This is a genomic window from Nocardia sp. NPDC050630, assembly GCF_044457245.1.
GTDB lineage: Bacteria > Actinomycetota > Actinomycetes > Mycobacteriales > Mycobacteriaceae > Nocardia.
Genome location: NZ_JBITGN010000005.1, coordinates 252,527 through 273,924, shown reverse-complemented (window position 1 = coordinate 273,924; position 21,398 = coordinate 252,527). Strand labels below are relative to the sequence as shown.

The window sequence follows — 21,398 nt, the reverse complement described above, 5'->3', positions numbered from 1 at the left end:
GATCGCCGATCGATGCGCTCCGATACGACACCGGCCTCAGCGCGCTCGCCGCACCCACACGATCGGAGGAGCGGTCCGGATTGCCACCAGCCTGGATCGGCACCGGCGCGCTGGACCTGTTCTATGACGAGAACATCACCTACGCCAACCGCCTGACATAGGCGCCTGCGCACAACTTGCGATCGACGGCGCCTTCCACGGCTTCGACCTCGCCGCAGCGAAAGTAGGGATCTCCCAGCAATTCCGCGCCGCACAGACAGGCGCACTCGTGAATGCCTCGAGCCGAACCTCGACCATGGGCAAAGACCTGACCGCCAACATTTCGCCAGAGCCCTCGGGGGCGAATCCTCCGACGTGACCGTGGGCTCCCGAGTCGCGGCGATGGCCGGGTGCTAGCTCATGCCACCGTTAACGCGAATCATACTGCCCCGCTGCCAATTACATCCCGCATGTGTGTCGTACAGGGGCCTTCTCCAGTCGCACCAGCGGATTCGAGAATCACTGCGCATAGTCGAATTCGCTCACCGACGCGCCTGCGGTCTTCTGCAGTGGAACCGATGGCAGCGGCATGGAGTTCCAGGTCATTCGGCCGCAAGCTTGACGCCTTTTCGCCGCCAGCACTAAGGTTCTATCAACTATTAGATAAATACTATCGAATATTCGATAACAACAAGGCGTCCGCTTCTCCTTCATTCTGGCGCCGCAGGACGCGATAGCCCGACGATCAATTCAGGAAGGCGAGTGGGAACAGCGGTGGATCCGCAAACATTGCAGGCGATCAATGCGATCGAGTCACACGAGCCGCGTTATTTCCGCAGTTACGAGCCGCATCGGCAGGAGACGCTGGCAGACGATTCCCACGAAATCGACTCGCCTGCAAGTAGATCAGTCTCGACGGCGACGGAGCCGGGCGCACGGCAGGAGGCATTGCCCCGCCGTCGTGCCCGCATCGACCATGGCTGGGGATTGGCACATACGCGGTCGAACTTCCTGATCGATCTCGCCGGGGAACAGAAGCTCTTCGGTATGTGAAGGCCTGGCCGATCGGGACGTCGGCCGCACGCCCCCTTGTCCAGCCACCGAGACGGGACGAATCCCTTGCCGCACAACAAAATCGAGCGAACGGCGCGACGATACCGGGTGGTCCAGTGGGCCACCGGGAATGTTGGTCGACCTGCTCTGCGCGCCCTCATCGAGCATCCGACCCTCACGCTCGTCGGGGTCTATACCCACACCCAGGAAAAGGTCGGCACCGACGCGGGCCGGCTGTGCCAAGTGCCGACACAGACCGGGATCATCGCCACCGGCGATATCGACGAAATCATCGAGTTGGGTGCCGATTGCGTGCTCTACACCCCGCGTATCTTCGACATCGACACCGTCTGCCGAGTGTTGGCCACGGGCACGAATATCGTGACTACCCATGGCATCTTCCATCATCCGGCCAGCGTGGATGAAGCCTTGTATGCACGCGTGGAGGCGGCATGCTGGTCCGGCGGAACCTCGATCCACAGCACCGGCCACAGTCCCGGCTTCATCACCGAAACTATGTCCATTGCACTCGGCTCGACCCAACGACGCCTGGACCGCATGATGATCGACGAATACACCGACCTCACCCACTCCGAGACCCCATGGACGCTGCTCGGTATGGGCTTCGGCATAAGCCAAGCGGCATTCGAGCCCCACCTGCTACTGCAGGCCAGCCGCGCAATCGGCCCGTCCCTGCGCCTGGCCGCCGACGCATTCGGCCCGCCACTCGACGCGATCGACGTCCACGGCGAACTCGCCACCGCGAATCGAGATGTCCAGGTCGGCGCCGCCGTCTTCCGTAAGGGAACCGTTGTCGCACAACGGATCACCGTCTCAGGCACGCGCCGCGGCCAGCCGCTGCTGCAGTTCCGCTCGACCCGCTATTGCAGCACCGACACCGACTCCGACTGGTCACTGCGCCCGACCGGATGGCGTATCTCGGTCGCGGGCGATGCGCCCCTCCAGGTCGACCTGCGGCCCGGAGATGCGTCGCCCCAGGCGAATGCGGCCTCGCCGACCTACGCGGCCAACCGCGCCGTCAACACCATCCCCTACCTATGCGCCGCACCACCGGGCATCCGCACCGCTCAGGATCTGCCCCCGATTGCCGCGGCACTGTGGTGAGTGCGTTCCGAGGAACCTAATTCGATCGTTGTGATGCGGACGTGCGGACTGTTCACCTTTGCTGGCGATACGCTGGGCATTGTCGAAAGGTGAGTGCATGGCGCTCGGTATTCGCGTACCCGCCGAGTGGGTTACCCGCCGCTGATGACAGACGGTGATCCACTCCGGACCCGCCGCGATGCGGTGACATCCGTCGCGGCCGATTTGAGCGCGTCCGGGTTCGAGGACGCCGAAGAGGTCGGGCGCGGTGGTTTCGGCGAGGTCTATCGCTGCAGGCAGGTGGCCCTGGACCGCACGGTAGCGGTGAAGGTGCTGACCGCCGAGCTCGACGAGGACAACCAGGCAAGGTTCTTTCGTGAGCAGCGGGCGATGGGGCGGCTGACCGGACATCCGAATATCGTCACTGTGCTCGAGGTAGGTGTCACCGCGAGCGGGCGTCCCTATTTGGTAATGCCGTATTACCCATTGGATTCGTTGGATGCGTGGATCCGTCGGCAGGGCCCCTTGGCGGTGCAGACCGCGTTGTGGATCGGGGTGAAGATCGCTGGTGCGCTCGAGAGCGCCCATCGGCTCGGCATCGTACATCGCGATGTGAAGCCGGGAAATATTCTGCTCACCGATTACGGCGAACCCGCGTTGACAGATTTCGGTATCGCGCGCGTCGCGGGCGGGTTCGAGACGGCGACAGGGATCTTGACCGCGTCGCCGGCGTTCACCGCGCCCGAGGTACTCGGTGGCGACGACCCGACGTCGGCCGCTGATGTCTACGGGCTCGGTGCGACCCTGTTCTGCGCGCTGACCGGACATGCCGCCTTCGAACGCCGCCGCGGTGAGCAAGTAGTGGCCCAGTTCGTGCGGATCACCAGTGAGTCAGTGCCGGACCTGCGCGAGCGTGGCATTCCCGACGACTTGTCGGCGGTGGTGGAATCGGCGATGAGCCGGGATCCGCGGCAGCGGCCCTCAGCGGCTGAGATGGGTGGGGCGATCCGGCAGGTTCAGCGCCACCACGGATACCAGGTCGGTGAGATGGCGCTGCAAGCAAACCCAGCCCCAGAGCCGCGGGACTACACCTCGGCGATGCGGGAATGGGGCCCGCCGGTGACGGCTACAGGTCGCGGTAGCGTCGGCGAGTTGCCGCTGGAGCTGACCAGTTTCGTGGACCGCCGCGCCGAGACGGCCGAGGTGAAGAAGCTGTTGGCCACCTACCGGCTCGTGACGCTGGCCGGGATCGGTGGCGTTGGCAAGACCCGGCTGGCGCTGCGCGCGGCGGCGAACGCTCGACGCGATTTCACCGATGGCGTCCGGGTTGTCGAACTGGCCGATGTGCGCGACCCGTCGCTGCTGATCGACGTCGTGGCGGCTTCGCTTGGCATACGCGACGATTCGATTCGATCGACGCGGGAAGTGCTGGTCCAGTTCCTGCAGTCCCAGGAAGCCCTGCTCGTTCTGGACAACTGTGAGCAAGTGTTGGCGGCTGCGGCGGAGCTGGTCGAGACATTGTTGATGGCTTGTCCGAACCAGCGGATTCTCGTCACCAGCCGCGAGCCGCTCGACATCGCCGGCGAAGCGGTACTGCGGGTATTGCCGCTCACCGTTCCGGGCCCCGATAGTGAACCGGCGCTGCGCGGGCTGCCCAAATACGACGCCGTGACATTGTTCGCCGACCGCGCCGCTGCGGTAGTGCCGGGTTTCGAACTCTCCGACGACAATAAGACGGCGGTAGCGGGTATATGTTCCTGGCTGGACGGGTTGCCGCTGGCGATCGAACTCGCCGCGGCACGGATGCGCGCCATGTCGCCGCATCAGATCCTGCAGCGGCTCACCGATCGATACGCGCTGCTTACCCGCAGTAGTCGCACCGCGCCGACCCGGCAACAGACGCTACGAGAGTGCATCGACTGGAGCTACCAACTGTGCACACCGGTCGAGCAGCGGTTGTGGGCTCGGCTGACGGTATTCGCCGGGGGCTTCGAACTCGACGCCGCCGAATACGTATGTGGTGCCGAGTTGGCACCGGAGACTCTGCTCGACGCATTATCCTCTCTGGTTGACAAGTCGATCGTGAACCGGGAGGAACCCGAAGGCGTCGTTCGCTTCCGAATGCTCGAGACGATGCGCGACTACGGGTGGAAGAAGCTACAGGAGACCGGCGAAAACCAGGATCTGCGCCGACGACACCGTGACTGGTACCTGCGGTTGGCGTTGGATGCCGAGGCCGGGTGGATCAGCGACCGCCAACTCGACTGGCTAGCTCGCCTCGACCGCGAACAGCCGAATCTGCGGGAAGCCCTCGAGTTCTGCGTGTCGGACGCGACCGCGGACTCGGCCGAGGCCGGGTTGCGCACCGCTGCCGCGCTATTCGTGTTCTGGAGCTTCCGAGGGCGATTCGGTGAAGGCCGACGCTGGCTGGACCGACTGCTGGCCCACCCGGCCGCGCACTCGATACCCGATCGCGTCAAAGCACTGCATACGAGCACGTATATGGCTGCGGTGCAGGGAAATCTGGAATACGCGGCCACCCTCGTCGAGCAGGCACGCGTCCTCGCCCAACAGGACTCCGCACCCATCACCAAAGCGCTGGCCGCATCCGCCGAGGGAGCCCTGGCACTGTTCCGCGGTGAACTCGATCGGGCGGTATCCGCACTCGAACCAACCCTCGCGGTATTCGAATCCACTCCTCGAGGACATCTCTATATCTCCACGTTGTCCGACCTCGGTTGGGCACACGCACTTCGGGGAGATACCGAACGTGCGATCGAGTATCACGAGCAGATACTTTCCATCACCCAAGCGTGCGGCGAATCGCTGTTTCGATCCACCACACTGTGGGGCATCGCCATCGCCGTGTGGCAGCGAAGCGAACGGTCCCGCGCACAAGAGTTACTGCTGGAATCGCTACGAGCCAACCGGCGCGTGCGCAGCCCTGTCGTCGCGGCGCTGGCCATCGAGGGACTGGCCTGGACCGGCGCCGACGGCCATGGTGAACGGGCGGCCACCCTGATGGGCGCCGCCGAACACCTGCTGCGCTCCGCCCCAGGTGTCACCACCTTTTTCACGGAGCTATCCCACTATCACGATGAATGCGAGGACATCGTGCGCCGCGCACTCGGTGACCGCAGATTCGACGTCGCCTTCCGGCGCGGACAAGCGATGGGGATGGACGCCGCAGTGGCCTACGCCCTGGGGGAACCGGCGAGTACCAGCCCACACGATTCGGGCATGTCATTGACCAAGCGCGAACTGGAGGTCGCGCACCTCGTCGCGCAAGGACTCACCAACAAACAGATCGCCGCGAAACTCGTTCTTTCCCAACGCACCGCACAACACCATGTCGAACACATCCTGACCAAACTCGGCTTCACCTCCCGCACCCAGATCGCAGCCTGGGTGATCGACGAGTCCCAGCAAAAGGGGGGCGGTGGATCCAACGGTGGTTTCGACCCGATGCGCTGAACGAGGTTCGAAAAGTTCCGATACGCATCTCGGTAAACGGAAATTGCCGATGGCTGAAGGTTTTAACCGGAATCGTATGCTGCATATTTAGTAACCGGCGCATTGATAGCCTCTCGTATTTGCCCGATCGACATAGGGCCGGTCGGCAGCATCTGGTACTGCCGTTGGTTTACCACTGCGTCGGTTGGGATCTCGTAGTCTGCTCTGTCAAATCCGCTTCCCGGTGAGCGGGATGAAAGCGCGCCGTCCCGCTCTCCCGGTGCAGATGTAAATTCCCTGTTCCGCAGAAGTTTTGTTCCTTCAACTTTTCCTTTCTCGGTGCTAAAAATGTTCCCAACGTGCGGCATCAATCATATACACCAGCTATTACTCGGGGTAAATCTCCTCGGGCTTCTTCGGCGCAGAAATGCAGCAATGCACGAAATGAACCGCGGGTGCCGCACGCCGAGTGGAGGAAATGCTTCCGGATTCAAAAGACATCACCAATCGGATTCCGCGCGGACCGAAGCGGCTGAGCTGCTCGGTCCTCCCGATCATCCGCAAATGACCAAATTATCCACTCGAAGAGGAGAAGAGATATGTCTGTAGAAATCCATCGTCGGTTCTTTCCCGGGCCGGGCGAACGATGTGTACTGCGCACCGCTGTCGCGCTGAGTGCGGCCACAATGCTCGGTGCCGTCGGCATCTCGGTCGCCAACGCCGAGCCAACGCCGCCCGCTTTCCTCGGCGTCTTTTCGGCGACCGATGCGACTGCCGACATCGAAGCGATCAAGCAGCTCAAGACCAGCTACTTCGCTGATATCGATGCGAAAAAATGGGACGCGCTGCGCGAACTCCTCGCTCCGGACATCGTGGTGGACACCACGGGCAGCGGTGGCCCCATCCTTGTCGGCCGGGACCCGTTCATCGCCTTCCTCGAGCTCACGCTCGGTGCCGCCAAAACGCACCATCAGGGCTTCGATCCCGCGATCCAGGTGACGTCCGCGACGACTGCCGAAGGCGACTGGAGGTTGGAGGACATACTCATCTGGGGCGGAACACTCGGGGTGCACGGCTATGGCAACTACCACGATCGCTATGTAAACAGCAACGGCAAGTGGGTCATCAAATACTCCAAACTCACCCGCACCCGCCTGGATCTGATCAACCCTGACGACGGCACGATAATCCAGGCAGACGTTCCAATCGAGGAGATAATACAGAAAGTCAAGGATATCATCGGCCCCTGGTAATCGAGGCAAGGCGGGAGTCCACGTATGTGGGCTCCCGCCTTTCTGGTCGAGGCGACCCGATGACCGGATCGGACTTCGCGACGCGTTCTCGAGGTCTTTACCAAAAAGATCAATTGAATTCCTGCTCGAACTGCTACGGTAATTCGAAGGCGTATCAACTACCGGCTGCCTGAATTCGGTATCGCAAACCAGTGATGTGAATCCGTAACACCCAAGCGACCTCACCGGTGACCGCGGTGCCATCGGTTCGGAAGCCGACGCCGATACCGTCCTCGCCGCGCGCACCACCGTCGATCTGCGTCATTCGCCGCGCCCCGGCACCGTCGAGCACATCGCTGACGGTGACCTGACCGGACCAGTGCGGCACCATCGCCAGCCGCACCGCCCCGACATGCTGATCGATGCGATCGGTGAGCACCTCGTACACCAGATCGGTGGTCTTGCCGTCCCGTGTGGTCCAGGTGAGGGAGGCGCGTAGCATCCCGCACCGCTGGTGCACCGTCTGCGCGAGATTCGTGATCTGCGCCGACGGTGTTGCGCCGGAGTATTTCTCGTCGCCGACACCGACGGTGAGGCCCGACCAGTTCGGAATGGCCGCCGCCACCTCGCGGTCCGCGGCGACTGTCGGTGCGTGACCGTACAGTCCGGCAACGAACGCGCCGTCGAAGCATGGCGTGTACAGCGGCCAACCACTCAATTGGTCCGTCCCGGCGTAGCCCATACCACGCGGAGGCACCCGCAACCCGAGATAGCCGTTGCCGACGAAGGGATGCCGATCGTAGGCGGCATCGACCTCGCCACTCGACGGTGCCCACTCCGGCGCGGCGGCGAGCTCGTCATCCGGGCAAATAGTCCCCGCCGTCACCTCGGACATATGGCGTACCGCCACGGCATGAACCTGGACCACCAGCGCGAGGACCATAAGCATCGCGACAGCGATCCAAGCCCTTGCCCACAGGCCGAAGCACCTACCTATCAGGGACAACTACGTACCTCTCTATGTGGCGCACTCCGCGTGTACGCCAGCGCCACCAAAGCGGACCTGTGAATCTATCGACTATTCGATATTCTGCGCCGAATAATCGATAGAACCTTAATGGCGTGTCATTCGAGGGTCAAGACGGTATTCCTCCTGGGGCCGAGCAGATTTCGTGCTCCTTGGTGGATCGGCACCCGAGCGGTTGAGCTCGAGGCGGACCGCTACTTGGTAACTGGGGTCTACGAGGGCCACGGGCCGCTGAAGCGGATCGGGAATGAATGCGACATCTCTGAAGACTGCTCGCGCATGACCTCGGCGCTGGCGGTCTCGGCATTGCGTGACGCGATTGTGTTGCGTCACCGAAAGGCGCCATCGCGCATGCGGTTTCGAGCCGAAACGCCCACACTCGAGGAGGTTCGGGTCGGCAAGGAAGAGATCACATCTGACAATGGCAAGTTCGACAGAACCGAATACCGGTGGCCGGACCCGCCGGAGCAGGTTTCAACGCCGGCGAACGCCCCTGCGGATGAATTCGAAAGAATGTGACTAGAAGGCGAGATGGGTGAACTGCGACCTGGGTGTATCAACACGATCTGTGAACGTCTGCCGCGTCGTCATCATGATGGCTTGACTGCGGTTCAATCGGGCATCACGCTTGAAGTGCAGAGTATATAATGCAGCGCTCTATTCGAGGAGACGATGCAGCTATGGCTAGCGAACATCTGCCTGAAGAACCCCAATCGGAACGAGGGGCCAAGGGCTCGCGAGATACTGGATCGGATACGCCGGGCGGCGGATCGGCAGATCGCCCGTCTGGCACATTGGAGCAAGAAGAAGTCACCTCGGCACGCGACCACAACCCGGCCGAAGATCGGATCGCCACGAGCGGGGCCCGCCCTCCGGGAGGCGCGGAACCGGCCGTACCGCCTTACGAAGGCCGCCGGACGAGCGCCGAAGAAATTACCGGCAGCAGTCCGGGCGAAGGGACCGGCGCGAATACTGCAGGCGCTACACATCCGGTGGCCGACTCGAAGTTCAAAGCACCTGACCCCGATGACACTCGAGGAGGGGCTACCACGTCCCCGGCTGACGAATAACGTGTATTGCCCGAATACGAGGCCACCGATAGGTGCAGGCGTGGCAATCGGAGCGGCGTAAGCAGAGCCGAGGACTGCGGTCCAGAAATTGGCGCCGATCATCAGCGAACGCGCGCTATTGCACGTTGGCGCGCTGTACGCACGGGCAACCGCAGGCGGCCAAGATCAAGTGTGGCGGATCATCTGGGCCTATCGCGCGCCCAGAAATACCGATGCGCGGGCATTTACTCAGAGCCGCTCGTTACCGAATTCATCGTCCATTCGGATCGAACAGGTGTCGTAGACATGCGGCAAACCGTCACCTATGCTCGGAGATATTCCGAAGTCTTCGATAATTCGTAGGGCTGGCGGCGAGAAATATTGAGTCCCAAATCTCTTTTCGTATGAAAGGGATGTGTCTATGGGCACAAGCAAATCCAGGGCTTCCAACCCGCGTCGACAGAAGATGGTCTCGATTATTGCGGCGGCGTCGGTTCCACTGGCGCTCGTGCTCGGGGGAACCGCGATCGCGAACGTCGGCACCACCTCGGCCCGGTCCGGCTACCTTCAGTCTGTCTACTCACTGCCCGCGCCGCCTCCGCCGCACGTGCCCTCGCCCGATGAGCCACTGCTCGAGCCGCACCCGCAGCGGCCGTATCCAGAGGAGACCCAGCCCGAGGAGCCTCCGCCCGACCAGAACACCCCAGGCCAGTCGATCCAGTGATTCGGGCTCTCGAGCCGATCAACACTCGCCTCACCGTTCTCGTATATGAGCGCGCGTACCGAGACGAGCGATGTCGCGCGCTGAAAGATCCGAACGAGTAGATCAACATCCCAGATTTGCCCATTCGACCTCGTGCCGCGGCCGACGTGCACCGAACTCGTCGGTGGGTCCGGTGGGCGCGCGGGGCGGCGGCGAGAAGCTGCATTTGTTCCGCTACATCCGATACAGCGTCGCCTAACCGACGTGTGCCCGCGCCGCACAGCGTTTCCATCGGCAACGCCTCTAGCCGACCTCCCCGCAGCAGATCCAGATGCGGCGGTCGGCAACTTTGCGGGTGTCATGCGAGGCCCCCACATGCGCGCGGCATGAGGTTCGCTCAAAAGCGCGGTTCAGCACCGACGAGAGCGACCAGGCTTCGCTCGATCGGTAGGCCTCTCACCGACCGAACATGCCGGTACCTGGCGTCGGTCAATGCTTGTGGACTTAATCCGGTACTGACGAAATATTCAGAAACTCTTGACTGACCGTATCTTCGTGAGTGACGATATCGTCAGATAATCGGGCAGGTGCGGGCGATGCCACCGCAGTCGAGGACGTGTCGTCATCGCAATCATCGAGCTTGCCCTGGCATCGACAAAGGCCGGTGGCTGACGTGCCGGCTGTGCAATCGAAGGAAAGTAGGTGTGCGCCGATGACAGTCGCATCGATCGTGTTGGCCGTGCTGTTGGCGCTCGGGTTTCTGCCGCTCGGCGCACTGAAGGCGCTGGCTGTGGCGGCCATGAGTCGGCGTGCCGAGCATTTGGGCTACTCGGTGTCCGCCTTTCGCGGCATCGGCGCGCTCGAGATCGCTGGGGCACTGGGCGTACTGGGCGGCATCGTGTGGTGGCCGCTCGGCGCGGCTGCCGGAATCGGGTTGGCGCTGTTGATGATCGGGGCTGTCTTCACCCATGTGAAAGTCGGTGACAGGGTGAGCGAGTACGCGCCGTCGATCGGCGTCGGTGTGCTTGCCCTCGCCTATGTCGTGACTGTATTCGGCACACCTTTGACCGTTCAGGAGTTCTGATGCGTACTCGAGCCGACGTTCCGGTCTACCGCGCCGACATCTATTCGTGCCAGGGCATCCTCGACCCTTATCCGCACTATGCACGGTTGCGCGAACTCGGGCCTGTGGTGTGGCTGGCCAAGCAACGCGCCTATGCGCTGCCGCGCTATGCCGAATGCAAAGCCGTCTTACTCGACGATCGGACATTTGTTTCCGGAGCCGGCGTCGGTTTGAACCCGGTGGCCAACCGGCTCTCGAAGGGCACCACGCTCAATAGCGACGGCGAGGATCACAGTCGCCGCCGCGCATTGCTCGCCCGGCGGCTGGCCCCGCGGGCGCTGCGAGCGATGCGCGAATCGATAGACCAGCGGGCGGCCGCAGCCGTCGCGCAGGCGCTCGCACGGGGACGTATCGACGGGGTCGAATTGGCTGCCGCCCTGCCGATGTCGGTCGTGCCGGATCTGATCGGCTGGCCGCAGCACGGCCGGGAAAATTTATTGCGCTGGGCGGGAGCAACATTCGACGCGCTCGGTCCACTCAACCGGCAGTCCATTCGCACGGCACCGTCGGGGGTCGGGATGTTGCAGTTCACGCGGCGGCTGGCTCGCGGGCGGGATCTGCTGCCGGGCAGTGTGGGGGAAGACGTGCTGCGGGCTACCGACGACGGCAAGCTCTCCCAAGTTGAATGCCCCGCCCTGCTGATCGATTACCTTGCCCCGTCGTTGGACACCACGATCAGCGCGATCGCCAGCGCCATGTATCTTTTCGCACGCCATCCCGAGCAGTGGCGGCTGCTCGGGGACGAACCCGCCCGCATACCGAACGCGGTGAACGAGGTCGTGCGATTCGAATCACCGTTGCGTGCGTTCGCCCGCAAGGTAATTCGTGATGTGGACATCGCCGGCGCCAGCATCCCGGCGGGGTCGAGGGTGGTGGTGCTCTACTCCTCGGCCAACCGCGACCCCCTGGAATGGGATGACCCGGATACGTTCGATATCCGGCGTGACGCCACCCGCCAACTCGGCTTCGGTCACGGCATACACGGTTGCGCCGGTCAAGGTCTCGCGCGGCTGGAAACGCAGGCCATGCTCGCCGCCTTGGTCGAGCGCGTCGAGCGCATCGAACTCGCCGGTGCGCCCGAATGGGCGATCAACAACATCATCCACCGTTTCGAACGCCTTCCGCTGCAACTCATTCCAGCTCGATAGAAGGAAGCCATCATGAAGATCTCCGTCGACTACCCCCGGTGTGAGGGACACGGCTTGTGCGCCGCGCAGGCGCCCGAGGTGTTCGACCTCAATGACAACGCCGAGCTCGTATACCGATTCGACGGCGGCGAGGTGCCCGGTGATCTCGTCACCGCCGCCCGTACGGCGGTGGGCTCCTGCCCGGTCGCGGCGCTGCGGGAGATTTCCTGAGCTAGCGCGCCGCAGCTGTCGAAATCGACTGTCCGCTTCGTGGCGAAGACCACCGCTGAACGCGGTGAGCGGCCCGTCACGACGGGCCGCTCACCGCGTGCGATCGGTTATCGAGTCTGCTGGGCCGATCTCGGCGGCCCAGCCCACGATCCGCTTCTTGTGGTGCGCTACGTCCGGAAAGCCGGTATCCCCTAGAAGGTGAATTCTGTTCCGTAACCGGTTGTCTGGGCACTTCCGCTGGTACCGTCGGCGCGCACCGTGACGAAGGGCATCGCTGATACTGGCGTTATGCATCCGCTGATGTTCAGTGGCGTGTTGGTGTGACCGAATGTGTAGGGGAAGGTTGCGTCCGGATCCAGGCTGGCCGCGCCGATAACCACTGCCGTGACGTTCCCGGGTGCGAGGCTTACCGTAATTGCTCCGGTGAGACTGGCATTGACGCCGACATTCGGTGAGATTGCGACACTGACGCTGGTCGAATCGCCAAAGGTCAATGCGAGCGAGGGTGCGATACCAGCACTGACACCGATGGTCGGCGCAATCCCGATCGAGATGCCTTCGGAGACATCCACGGCGCAACCGATAATGTATCCGATCGCAATTTCTCCGCTGCGAACGGATGAAACGCCGTCGAGGGACACCGAGTAATCTCCGGACACTTTCACCGCGTGTACGAACGGGATTCCTTGTGCCATATCGCCTCCGGCCGGGACGACATTATTCACATCCACCGACGCGACGACGTGCATGCCACCGGCATCGACTTCTCCAGATGCCGCATCGGCGGGGGTGTTGGCAATACAAGTCGCCGCACCGACTATCGCGGTGAGCATTGCAATACTCCTCAGATATTTCCTGGTCATAGCACTCCAGTCGACTGATTACCGACACAGACTGTTCCGCAACAAAGATCGCTCGCGACACCGGGACTCGAAAGTTTCTATCCGCGCAGTAGGTTCGATACGGGACCAGTACTCGAACCTGTCGGCAGACCCTACCGTATCGGCGGGACAACTGATCTCATGCGCGGCGTTACGCATTCGGCCTGTCGATAATCCGGACGGTCATGGCAGTCGCTCAGAACTGTGCTCGGTGTTCGTCACGTTGGTGGTTGATGTGTCGCCGAGACCGTGAACGACTGGTATGACACGGAATTGATCAAGCTGCGCGGCGCTGACTCAGCGTCGACCACATGCTCAGAACCCAGCTCACCAACCTGAAGGGCTGTCACGTCACTAAGGCACCGAACTCATTGAGGCAAAGCGTCGTCGCGGGATTCGATGGCCTTGACGGTCTTGTCGAGGGCCTGTTTCAGGACGCGTTTGCCGACGGTCCCGACCACGACTCCGAGGACCCGGCCCGTGAGATTCTTGCCCTCGCGCACCACCACGACATCGACATCGGTTTTCCCGTCAGGCCGGCGGGTGAAGGTATAGGTATGACCAGAGTGCCCGCCCCATATGTTCGAGTCGGTGGTCGTCATGACGACGCGGTCGGGGTTCGACCAGTCATAGTGCAGGCGTTCCCAGATGCCGTGCGAGCCCTCCGTGACATCAGCATCACGTCGGCCCTGGCGGTGCACCCGAAGGTATTGGTCGGTGCTGTTGCCGAACAGTTGCGAGCGACCTGGCCCGAAATCGGTCAGCGCCGCAACGAACTGCTCCGGTGTCGAGCTCGTGGTCTCCTTGAAGTGGATGGTGGACATCGTCGCTCCTTTGCTTTCGGGTGACTGCTGCAGTTGTGACGGTCGGTCCTCCGCTAGGACATCGACTCCGACCTGCGACCAGACCGTCGATGGGTTACCAAGCGCTCTACCAGCTCAGAACGATTGTCCCGTGGGCGCAAGACCTGCGGACGTATGATTTCCACGGCGTCGTTATAGGCCGGTGGCCTTTGCGGTGGGGTGCGATGCCGCGTGGGATGGATGACGACTCGTCGATTGCACATCGGTGCGGCCAGGTAGTGCGACGAGGCCGACACGGTGCTGCTGGCACCGTCGTTGCAGGCGATAGTTCGATAATTGCTGGCGCCGCTGACTCGGTCGATGTGGTGAGGTCCGCGCCGCCGCCCCAGGGAAAGCGAGGATACCGAGTGTCTACTCATCAGGCTGTTCACGTGGAGTCCGCCGGTGCGGCGTTGAAACTGGTCGATGTCGAAACAGATGCACCGCCTCGCGACCATGTGCGCCTCGCGGTCTCGGCATGCGGGATCTGCGGCACCGATCGTGCGTTCGTCGGTGGCGCGTTTCCGGATATGTCGTGGCCGCTGACACCGGGGCATGAGATCGCCGGCACCATTGCCGAACTCGGCCCCGGCGTCGATAACTACGCCGTCGGTGACCGTGTCGCCGTGGGCTGGTTCGGTGGACATTGCGGCAAATGCGTGCCGTGCCGTGGCGGCGACTTCATCCACTGCGAGAACATGCAGGTCCCCAGCTGGCAGTACCCAGGCGGATACGCCGAGTCGGTGACCGTACCGGCCAATGCGCTGGCCCGCATCCCCGATGCACTCTCGCTGGCCGAGGCGGCCCCGATGGGTTGTGCCGGAGTCACCACCTACCACGCGCTGCGCGAAACCCGGGCGGTACCCGGCGACCGCGTCGCCATTCTGGGTGTTGGCGGACTAGGCCACCTCGGCGTGCAATTCGCCCATGCGATGGGCTTCGAAACGGTCGCGATCGCACGCGGCGCGGACAAAGCCGAAGCTGCCCGCGCGCTCGGCGCCCATCACTACATCGACTCGACCGCTGGCGAGGTCAGCCGAGCGCTGCGGGGACTCGGCGGTGTGTCGGTTGTGCTTGGAACGGTGGGCAACGCCAAAGCCATGGCCGAAACCGTCGATGGGCTACTACCGCGCGGTGAACTCATCACCATCGCCGTTTCCGCCGAACCACTGCCGATCAGCCCGATGCAGCTGATCACCCGCGGACTCAGCGTCACCGGCCATGCCTCGGGCACCGCCCGCGATATCGAGGAAACAATGCGATTCGCGGTCCAATCGGGCGTGCGCACACGAATCGAGCAACGGCCGTTGGATCAAGCCGCCGAGGCCTACACCGCAATGGAACAGGGCCGGGCCCGATACCGCATGGTCCTCACGGTCTGACTGATCAGGGGCTGTCTCGGCGCACCGATCCCGCGTCGCGGGCGAGCCGTAGTGCTCCCCGCATCCGCTGGGCATCCACCACCCACACGATCGAGGAGACCGGCCGTCACGCAGGCCACGCGGATATCGTCCGCGAACTGATCGACGGCACGACCGGCCGCTGACTTCCAGGAAGAACACATGATCACCGCATTTGGCGGTACGTCGGATCGGTCACCGTTCACCGCAGCCGAGATCCATGAATTCGGCACGTACCCAGCGCCGCCCCGAGGCGCTGGGGGCCGGCTCCGAGGACAGTTTGCTCGGCTCGCCAGCGCCGCCGAAGTGAATGTGCGTGTGTATTCGGCTAGGCATTCCGTGGATACGGCAATATGCTGCCAATCGTGTCGAATCTGCGGATCAGTGAGGTTGCCGCGTTGATGGGTGTCAGCGATGACACCGTGCGGCGGTATATCGATCAGGGCCGACTCGACGCTATTCAGCTGGATAACGGGCGCATGGGTGTGAGCGGCCGCGAGTTGGCGGAATTTCTGCGGGCCAACTCGGAGGCACCGGAGCCGGGTGCCGCTGTCGCGATCTCGGCGCGTAATCGGATGCGCGGGATCGTGACACGCATCGTGAAGGACACGGTGATGGCTCAGGTCGAGATGCAGGCCGGGCCGTTCAAGTTGGTGTCGCTGCTGAGTCGGGACTCGGTCGACGAACTCGGCCTCGAGGTCGGCAGCGTCGCGGTCGCGTCGGTCAAGTCCACCCATGTTGTTGTAGAAATCCCGGAAAGTTGACGAGGATGATTCGTTCCCTGAGTACCGTTGCTCTGACCGGAGCCGTCGCATCGACATTGGTCGGCTGTGGAGCGGAGGAGTCCTCCGCTCCGGCCCCGACCGACAAGATCTCCGGAACGGTGACGGTATTCGCGGCGGCCTCGTTGACCGAGACGTTCACCGAGTTGGGCAAGCAGTTCGAGGCCGCCCACCCCGGCGTCAAAATTGTTTACAGCTTCGGTGCGAGTTCGGCGTTGGCCGAGCAGATCGAACAGGGCGCCCCGGTCGATGTATTCGCCTCGGCGGCGCCGAAGAATATGCAACAGGTCCTCGACGCGGGCGATATCACGGCCACACCGGTGACGTTCGTGCGCAATCGTCTCGAAATCGCCGTTCCCAAGGGCAATCCCGGTCATATCGCCGGACTCGCGGACTTCGGCAAGACCGAACCCAAGATCGCGCTGTGCGCCGAGCAGGTGCCCTGTGGTGCCGCGGCGAAGACCGTATTCGAGGTCGCCGGAGTGCACCCGCGGCCGGACACCCGGGAGGCCGACGTCAAGGCAGTGCTGACGAAGGTCACCCTCGGTGAGGTCGATGCGGCGCTCGTTTACCGCACCGATGTCAGGGCTGCCGGTGACAAAGTGGAGGGCATCGACTTCCCCGAGGCGGACAAGGCGATCAACGACTATCCCATCGCGCCGCTGGCCAAGTCGCCCAACTCGGTGGCGGCCAGGGCGTACGTCGATTTCGTTCGATCCGATCGAGTACGCGAGGTGTTCACCAGGGCGGGATTCGATAACCCGTGATCCGAATGTCGGCGCGACGGCGGGCAGCGCGCGGGCGGCGACCGCTCGTTCTCGTGCTGCCCGCCATCTGCGGTTTGGCGTTTCTGCTGTTGCCGCTGGCCGGATTGCTGCTGCGCGCGCCGTGGCGCGGTCTGCCCGACCGGTTGTTCAGTGCCGAAGTCGGCCAGGCGCTACGTCTTTCGCTGGTGTGTGCGAGCTCGGCGACAGTCGTCTGCCTTGTTTTCGGGATTCCGCTGGCGTGGCTGCTCGCTCGCGGTGAGGTCCCGGGAATCGGATTCCTGCGGGCGCTGGTGACGGTGCCGCTGGTGCTGCCGCCGGTGGTCGGTGGTGTCGCACTGCTGTTGGTATTGGGCAGGCGCGGGATTGTCGGCCGCTATCTGTACGAGTGGTTCGACGTCTCACTGCCTTTCACCACCGCCGGGGTTGTCGTCGCCGAGGCATTCGTGGCGATGCCGTTTCTGGTGATTTCCGTCGAAGGTGCGCTGCGCGGAGCCGACCCCCGCTACGAAGAAGCCGCGGCCACCTTGGGTGCGTCGCGTTGGCTGACCTTCCGGCGGGTCACGTTGCCGTCGGTGATGCCGGGGGTGATCGCAGGTGCGGTGCTGTGCTGGGCGCGTGCGCTCGGTGAGTTCGGTGCCACGATCACCTTCGCGGGCAACTTTCCGGGTAAGACGACGACAATGCCGTTGGCGGTCTATCTGGCATTGGAAACCGATCCCGAGGACGCGATCGTGCTCAGCCTGGTGCTGCTCACGGTGTCGGTGGTCGTACTGGCGGCGTTGCGGGATCGGTGGACGCGAGGGGCGATATGACACTGGACGCCGAAATACGCGTCACCCGAGACAAATTCGAACTCGATATCGCCGTCAGCGTGGCACCGGGTGAAGTCGTCGCACTGCTTGGCCCCAACGGTGCGGGCAAGACGACCGCGCTACGGGCACTGGCCGGACTCACCCCGCTCACGGAAGGCAGCATTCGTCTCGACGAAAACACCTGGGACGCACCGCCGAAGCTGTTCATCCCGGCCGATCGACGCGCGATCGGCGTCGTATTCCAGGACTACCTGCTGTTCGCGCACATGTCCGCCCAGGACAACGTCGCCTTCGGGCTGCGCGCTCGCGGGCACCACCGCCGGGCCGCCCGCGATCGGGCGAAGTATTGGCTCGAGCGAGTCGGCCTCGCCGAGCATCTACACGCCAAACCGCGTGCACTGTCTGGTGGACAAGCTCAACGTGTCGCGCTGGCCCGCGCACTGGCCACCGATCCGCGACTGCTGCTGCTGGATGAACCGTTGGCGGCGCTCGACGCCAGCACCCGTTTGCAGGTCCGCTCGGATCTGGCCCACCATCTCGCCGACTACAGCGGACACACCGTGCTGGTGACCCATGACCCGCTCGATGCCATGGTGCTGGCCGACCGCCTCGTCATCGTCGAAAACGGCAGCATCATCCAGGAAGGGCTGCCCAGCGAAGTCGCCCGCAGACCACGTTCGGACTATGTCGCAAACCTGGTGGGTCTCAACCTCTATCGCGGCACGGCCCACGGCAATGCCATCGACCTCGACGATGGCGGCACACTCACGGTGGCCGAACCTGCCGAGGGTGCTGTGCATGTCGCTTTCGCGCCCAGCGCGGTGAGCCTGCACCTTGCGCAACCGGCGGGCAGCCCGCGAAATACCTGGCCGGTCACCGTGGTCGGTCTCGAACAACACGCCAATACCACTCGGGTACGTCTCGATGGCAGCCCGTCCGTGCTCGCCGATGTCACTCCCGCGACCGTCGCCGATTTGCGTCTGCAGACCGGTGTGTCCTTATGGGCCGCGGTCAAGGCCACCGAAGTCCACACCTACCCGGCGTGATACACCCTGTTACGACGACACGGCCATGAGGCCGAGGCGCGCCTGCTGGATTTCCCTCTGCGGACGGTTCGGTCCGCAGAGGGTCGGGTTCAGAGCGTGTCGAAGAACTCGAGCCTCGGGGGTGCGGCCAGCAGCGGAGTCATGAGCTTGCCTGCGGCGCGGAAGTGGTCGGAGCCGGTGTGCGCCTCCAAAGCTGCCCTGTCGGAATAGATTTCGAAGAAGCGGTAATTGTTGGGATCGGCCTGGGAGCGGGTCAGCTGGTAGATGTGATTGCCGGGCTCGTTGGCCCGGACCTGGGCGACGAGGTCGGCGACGACGGATTCGAACTCGGGGCCAGCCCCAGGCTTGACGGTCACATCGGCAGTTACAGCGAGCATGGTTCTCCTCAGGGTGAGTGGATGACGGACTGATGGTGTCATCGATACTCAGTCGTCGGGCTGGTTGGCAGACCCTCACCTTCAACGTCGACGCGACGTGACGCCGTTCGCCCCGCACGCTGGGCCGCCGTTCCCGTTCGAGCTGAGTGGACATTCCGTGGTCGGGAGGAGTCGGGACGTGGGCGTTACCAGTACTGGTGTTGCTTTCCGTCGGTGTCGGCGATGAAGATGACCGCGTCGGAGCCGTCCAACTCCGCCGGGTTCAGGGGGATGTGGCCGCGCACAATCGGTTTGCCTGTGCCGATCGATGGGGGAAGGGCGGCACGCAGAGCCGGTGTCGGGAACAGGGCGCGACGGGTCGTCGCCTCGGACAGCACGCCCTGGAGGGTGTCCGGAGCGCTGTCGGGGTTGGCGTCGGTTGCGAGGACTGCGTAGCGCTCGCCGAGGGCGAGTCCGACGAGCGCTCCGGCGCTTCCCCAGCTCATTTCGCCATGTGTGCGTTGCAGGTGGGAGTTGTGCGCGAACACCAGGCTCGGCCCGCGTTGCCGCTCCTGGGTGACGATCGCGAGCAGGTTCTCGGCCATCATCTCGGCGCGCACGCTGAGCAATAGCGCGATGCGATCGGTCGTGCTGCTGGCCATGGCCGCGTGATAGCGCAGCAGCCCCTGGGCGGTGCGCGCGTGCGCAACGGCGTGGGCGAAACCGGTCGGGTCGGCGGCGTGCAGATCGGGTGCCGCGCGGCGCAGCGCGCTCGCGAGGTCATCGGCGATGATGCGCAGGGCGCGGGCGCGGTCGGACTCGCCGATGGACGCTGCCGGGTCGAACATGGCAGCCGGGTTCGTCCAGTCCGAGTCCTCGCCGAACAGGGCATCGAGGTCGCGGACCGATTCGGGCCGCAGCGTCGCGGGCAGGTAGTCGTTGACCGTGGACAGTGCGCGTCGCGGGCCCGGCGCACCGGCGTACTCCACCGGCGCTTCGAAGCCGTAGAAGCGAACCCGGTCCGACGGCGCGCGCCCGGCATTGTGCATGCGGAGCCATTCGACGAGTTCGCGGTTGCCCGGCACGGAGCCGAATCCGTGGCTGAACCCGGTCGCGAGCACCTCGTCGATCTCGGTCGTGGACCCGTCCACGTAGTCGTCGACGACCGACGCGGCGAAGAAATCGCTCTCCAGCACGATCGACCGGTATCCCCGTTCGACGAGGTGAGCGAGGATCTCGTTGCGCAGCAACGGGAATGCCTCGATCCCGTGTGTTGGCTCGCCCAGGGCGAGCAGGGCTGGTGGCTCGCTGCGTGCGGCAAGCAGTTCGTCGAGGGCGCGGCCGAGGCTGGCCTGATCGTCGAGTTGGCGGCCGATTCCATGCAGTGACGCGGCAGTAGACATGAACACCCCTTTCCGAAGGATCTACCCTCAACGCTATCGTTGAAGACTCAGGTGAGACTTCGATGACTTCTACCTGGAATCCATAGGTCAAAGCCTCAATCGGAGGTCCGAACTGCGACCCATCGACCTCGCCCGAGAACACGGATTGTCGGCCCAGGCGATCCCGCAATTACGACGACGCGGGCATCCTTCCGCCCACCGAGCGCAGCGAGACCGGCTACCGCCTCTACACGCCTCTACACGCACAGGCCCTACGTACCTTCCTCGCGTTGCGCGGCGGCCACGGGCATCAGCAGGCAATGGAGATCATGCGCGCGATCAATGGAGGCGACATCGAGTCCGCCTACCGGCTCATCCATGCCGGACACGTCGCGCTACTGGCCGAGCGCGATACCCGCACCGAGGTCGCTACCGCTCTCACCGCCCTGTCCGCCCCCACCCGGATCAGCGGTCGCCCCCTGACCGTGGGCGAACTCGCGCGCAGGCTCGACCTGCACCCGGCAACGCTGCGCACCTGGGAGACCGAGGGCATCCTGCGCCCCGAACGCGATCGGGCAACAGGCTATCGCGAATACGGACCGGACTGCGTGCGTGACGCCGAGATCGCGCGACAGCTGCGCCGAGGCGGGTACCGCCTGCGCCAGGTCGCGCAGTTCCTCGACTCGCTGCGCGAAGCAGGCGGTACGGAAGCGTTGAGCGCCTTCCTCGACTCCTGGCAGGCCCGAATCACCACGCGCAGCCGCAACCTGCTCGCGGGCGCGGCTCAGCTCGACGCCTACCTCGCCCTGCTCGATCGGACCTGACGAGCGCGGCCGACGAGTTGGTGAGTCCGGTCCGCGACCTCGACCGCTGTGCTCTGCGACTCTGTCATCCGCTTGCGGGCGGGTGCGGTGGTCGACTGTGGCGACCGAACTGCGATGTGGATGCTGGCTGAAGCGGACGGTATGTCATGTCTCGAGGAGTGTGAGGGCGTGCGGTGATGGTCGGTCGATAACGCGGCGTGCTGGATCCGCCACCGATATGCGCCC

General features: G+C 63.9%; 20 protein-coding genes and 2 pseudogenes. 17 read left to right on the top strand and 5 right to left on the bottom strand.

Features of this window, described 5'->3' with window-relative positions; all coding sequences use genetic code 11:
• The first annotated feature begins 741 nt into the window (after nt 1–741).
• From ACIBG0_RS16245 to ACIBG0_RS16230, 4 genes are all read left to right on the top strand, one after another.
• Complete coding sequence (locus ACIBG0_RS16245) at nt 742–1,032, top strand: hypothetical protein (RefSeq protein WP_397033148.1); 291 nt, start codon at nt 742–744, stop codon at nt 1,030–1,032.
• Between the two features lie 108 nt (nt 1,033–1,140).
• Nucleotides 1,141–2,157, top strand: a complete 1,017-nt coding sequence (locus ACIBG0_RS16240) for a dihydrodipicolinate reductase (protein ID WP_397033146.1) — start codon at nt 1,141–1,143, stop codon at nt 2,155–2,157.
• Nucleotides 2,158–2,301: 144 nt separating this feature from the next.
• Nucleotides 2,302–5,610: a protein kinase gene (locus ACIBG0_RS16235; protein ID WP_397033144.1), complete on the top strand. Its 3,309-nt coding sequence runs from the start codon at nt 2,302–2,304 to the stop codon at nt 5,608–5,610.
• A gap of 665 nt (nt 5,611–6,275) precedes the next feature.
• On the top strand, nt 6,276–6,842 hold the full coding sequence (locus ACIBG0_RS16230) for a nuclear transport factor 2 family protein (protein WP_397033143.1): 567 nt from the start codon (nt 6,276–6,278) through the stop codon (nt 6,840–6,842).
• A 154-nt stretch (nt 6,843–6,996) separates the two neighbouring features.
• Here ACIBG0_RS16230 and ACIBG0_RS16225 read toward each other — a convergent pair whose 3' ends face one another.
• Complete coding sequence (locus ACIBG0_RS16225) at nt 6,997–7,770, bottom strand: hypothetical protein (RefSeq protein ID WP_397033141.1); 774 nt, start codon at nt 7,768–7,770, stop codon at nt 6,997–6,999.
• A gap of 357 nt (nt 7,771–8,127) precedes the next feature.
• Here ACIBG0_RS16225 and ACIBG0_RS16220 point away from each other — a divergent pair, with 357 nt between their 5' ends.
• From ACIBG0_RS16220 to ACIBG0_RS16195, 6 genes are all read left to right on the top strand, one after another.
• Complete coding sequence (locus ACIBG0_RS16220; RefSeq protein ID WP_397033140.1) at nt 8,128–8,367, top strand: hypothetical protein; 240 nt, start codon at nt 8,128–8,130, stop codon at nt 8,365–8,367.
• Nucleotides 8,368–9,318: 951 nt separating this feature from the next.
• Nucleotides 9,319–9,621, top strand: coding sequence for a hypothetical protein (locus tag ACIBG0_RS16215; protein ID WP_397033139.1), 303 nt, complete (start codon nt 9,319–9,321; stop codon nt 9,619–9,621).
• A gap of 691 nt (nt 9,622–10,312) precedes the next feature.
• Nucleotides 10,313–10,684 (top strand): DoxX family protein, encoded by a 372-nt coding sequence (locus ACIBG0_RS16210; RefSeq protein ID WP_397033137.1) that lies wholly within the window; start codon nt 10,313–10,315, stop codon nt 10,682–10,684.
• Nucleotides 10,684–11,871 (top strand): cytochrome P450, encoded by a 1,188-nt coding sequence (locus tag ACIBG0_RS16205; RefSeq protein WP_397033136.1) that lies wholly within the window; start codon nt 10,684–10,686, stop codon nt 11,869–11,871. Before ACIBG0_RS16210 ends, ACIBG0_RS16205 begins: the two co-directional genes overlap by 1 nt.
• 12 nt (nt 11,872–11,883) lie before the next feature.
• Nucleotides 11,884–12,081: a ferredoxin gene (locus ACIBG0_RS16200; RefSeq protein WP_397033135.1), complete on the top strand. Its 198-nt coding sequence runs from the start codon at nt 11,884–11,886 to the stop codon at nt 12,079–12,081.
• Nucleotides 12,082–12,120: 39 nt separating this feature from the next.
• Nucleotides 12,121–12,276, top strand: coding sequence for a hypothetical protein (locus ACIBG0_RS16195; RefSeq protein WP_397033133.1), 156 nt, complete (start codon nt 12,121–12,123; stop codon nt 12,274–12,276).
• On the opposite strand, the gene ACIBG0_RS16190 is transcribed toward ACIBG0_RS16195, so the two are convergent.
• Nucleotides 12,273–12,914, bottom strand: a complete 642-nt coding sequence (locus tag ACIBG0_RS16190) for an MspA family porin (protein WP_397033131.1) — start codon at nt 12,912–12,914, stop codon at nt 12,273–12,275. The genes ACIBG0_RS16195 and ACIBG0_RS16190 overlap by 4 nt on opposite strands.
• 416 nt (nt 12,915–13,330) lie before the next feature.
• Entirely contained in the window at nt 13,331–13,786 is a 456-nt protein-coding gene (locus ACIBG0_RS16185; RefSeq protein WP_397033129.1) for a hypothetical protein, read from the bottom strand.
• Between the two features lie 386 nt (nt 13,787–14,172).
• On the opposite strand from ACIBG0_RS16185, the gene ACIBG0_RS16180 reads away from it, so the two are divergent.
• From ACIBG0_RS16180 to ACIBG0_RS16155, 6 genes and pseudogenes are all read left to right on the top strand, one after another.
• Nucleotides 14,173–15,186, top strand: a complete 1,014-nt coding sequence (locus ACIBG0_RS16180; RefSeq protein WP_397033127.1) for an alcohol dehydrogenase catalytic domain-containing protein — start codon at nt 14,173–14,175, stop codon at nt 15,184–15,186.
• Nucleotides 15,187–15,269: 83 nt separating this feature from the next.
• Nucleotides 15,270–15,350, top strand: a pseudogene (locus ACIBG0_RS16175) (DUF664 domain-containing protein); the annotation flags it as partial.
• Nucleotides 15,351–15,569: 219 nt separating this feature from the next.
• Nucleotides 15,570–15,968 carry a molybdopterin-binding protein gene (locus ACIBG0_RS16170; protein WP_397033125.1) on the top strand — a complete coding sequence of 133 codons (399 nt, stop codon included), beginning with the start codon at nt 15,570–15,572 and terminating at the stop codon, nt 15,966–15,968.
• Between the two features lie 5 nt (nt 15,969–15,973).
• Nucleotides 15,974–16,753 carry a molybdate ABC transporter substrate-binding protein gene (gene modA / locus ACIBG0_RS16165; RefSeq protein ID WP_397033124.1) on the top strand — a complete coding sequence of 260 codons (780 nt, stop codon included), beginning with the start codon at nt 15,974–15,976 and terminating at the stop codon, nt 16,751–16,753.
• 5 nt (nt 16,754–16,758) lie between these two features.
• Nucleotides 16,759–17,565 (top strand): molybdate ABC transporter permease subunit, encoded by an 807-nt coding sequence (gene modB, locus ACIBG0_RS16160; RefSeq protein ID WP_397033410.1) that lies wholly within the window; start codon nt 16,759–16,761, stop codon nt 17,563–17,565.
• Complete coding sequence (locus ACIBG0_RS16155; protein WP_397033123.1) at nt 17,562–18,611, top strand: ABC transporter ATP-binding protein; 1,050 nt, start codon at nt 17,562–17,564, stop codon at nt 18,609–18,611. Before modB ends, ACIBG0_RS16155 begins: the two co-directional genes overlap by 4 nt.
• Before the next feature lie 89 nt (nt 18,612–18,700).
• Here the strand turns inward: ACIBG0_RS16155 and ACIBG0_RS16150 are convergent, their stop codons facing one another.
• Entirely contained in the window at nt 18,701–18,988 is a 288-nt protein-coding gene (locus ACIBG0_RS16150; RefSeq protein ID WP_397033121.1) for a putative quinol monooxygenase, read from the bottom strand.
• Between the two features lie 185 nt (nt 18,989–19,173).
• Nucleotides 19,174–20,370, bottom strand: coding sequence for an erythromycin esterase family protein (locus ACIBG0_RS16145; protein ID WP_397033120.1), 1,197 nt, complete (start codon nt 20,368–20,370; stop codon nt 19,174–19,176).
• 112 nt (nt 20,371–20,482) lie between these two features.
• Between ACIBG0_RS16145 and ACIBG0_RS16140 the strand changes: the two are divergent.
• A pseudogene (locus ACIBG0_RS16140) lies at nt 20,483–21,173 on the top strand (MerR family transcriptional regulator).
• Nucleotides 21,174–21,398: the final 225 nt, after the last annotated feature.

What these genes read in the sequence shown, in the direction of transcription:
- ACIBG0_RS16235 (WP_397033144.1), top strand. Translation starts at nt 2,302, where the DNA reads ATGACAGACGGTGATCCACTCCGGACCCGCCGCGATGCGGTGACATCC.
- ACIBG0_RS16230 (WP_397033143.1), top strand. Translation starts at nt 6,276, where the DNA reads ATGCTCGGTGCCGTCGGCATCTCGGTCGCCAACGCCGAGCCAACGCCG.
- ACIBG0_RS16225 (WP_397033141.1), bottom strand. Translation starts at nt 7,770, where the DNA reads ATGCTTATGGTCCTCGCGCTGGTGGTCCAGGTTCATGCCGTGGCGGTA.
- ACIBG0_RS16220 (WP_397033140.1), top strand. Translation starts at nt 8,128, where the DNA reads ATGACCTCGGCGCTGGCGGTCTCGGCATTGCGTGACGCGATTGTGTTG.
- ACIBG0_RS16215 (WP_397033139.1), top strand. Translation starts at nt 9,319, where the DNA reads ATGGGCACAAGCAAATCCAGGGCTTCCAACCCGCGTCGACAGAAGATG.
- ACIBG0_RS16210 (WP_397033137.1), top strand. Translation starts at nt 10,313, where the DNA reads ATGACAGTCGCATCGATCGTGTTGGCCGTGCTGTTGGCGCTCGGGTTT.
- ACIBG0_RS16205 (WP_397033136.1), top strand. Translation starts at nt 10,684, where the DNA reads ATGCGTACTCGAGCCGACGTTCCGGTCTACCGCGCCGACATCTATTCG.
- ACIBG0_RS16200 (WP_397033135.1), top strand. Translation starts at nt 11,884, where the DNA reads ATGAAGATCTCCGTCGACTACCCCCGGTGTGAGGGACACGGCTTGTGC.
- ACIBG0_RS16190 (WP_397033131.1), bottom strand. Translation starts at nt 12,914, where the DNA reads ATGCTCACCGCGATAGTCGGTGCGGCGACTTGTATTGCCAACACCCCC.
- ACIBG0_RS16185 (WP_397033129.1), bottom strand. Translation starts at nt 13,786, where the DNA reads ATGTCCACCATCCACTTCAAGGAGACCACGAGCTCGACACCGGAGCAG.
- modA (WP_397033124.1), top strand. Translation starts at nt 15,974, where the DNA reads ATGATTCGTTCCCTGAGTACCGTTGCTCTGACCGGAGCCGTCGCATCG.
- modB (WP_397033410.1), top strand. Translation starts at nt 16,759, where the DNA reads ATGTCGGCGCGACGGCGGGCAGCGCGCGGGCGGCGACCGCTCGTTCTC.
- ACIBG0_RS16155 (WP_397033123.1), top strand. Translation starts at nt 17,562, where the DNA reads ATGACACTGGACGCCGAAATACGCGTCACCCGAGACAAATTCGAACTC.
- ACIBG0_RS16150 (WP_397033121.1), bottom strand. Translation starts at nt 18,988, where the DNA reads ATGCTCGCTGTAACTGCCGATGTGACCGTCAAGCCTGGGGCTGGCCCC.
- ACIBG0_RS16145 (WP_397033120.1), bottom strand. Translation starts at nt 20,370, where the DNA reads ATGTCTACTGCCGCGTCACTGCATGGAATCGGCCGCCAACTCGACGAT.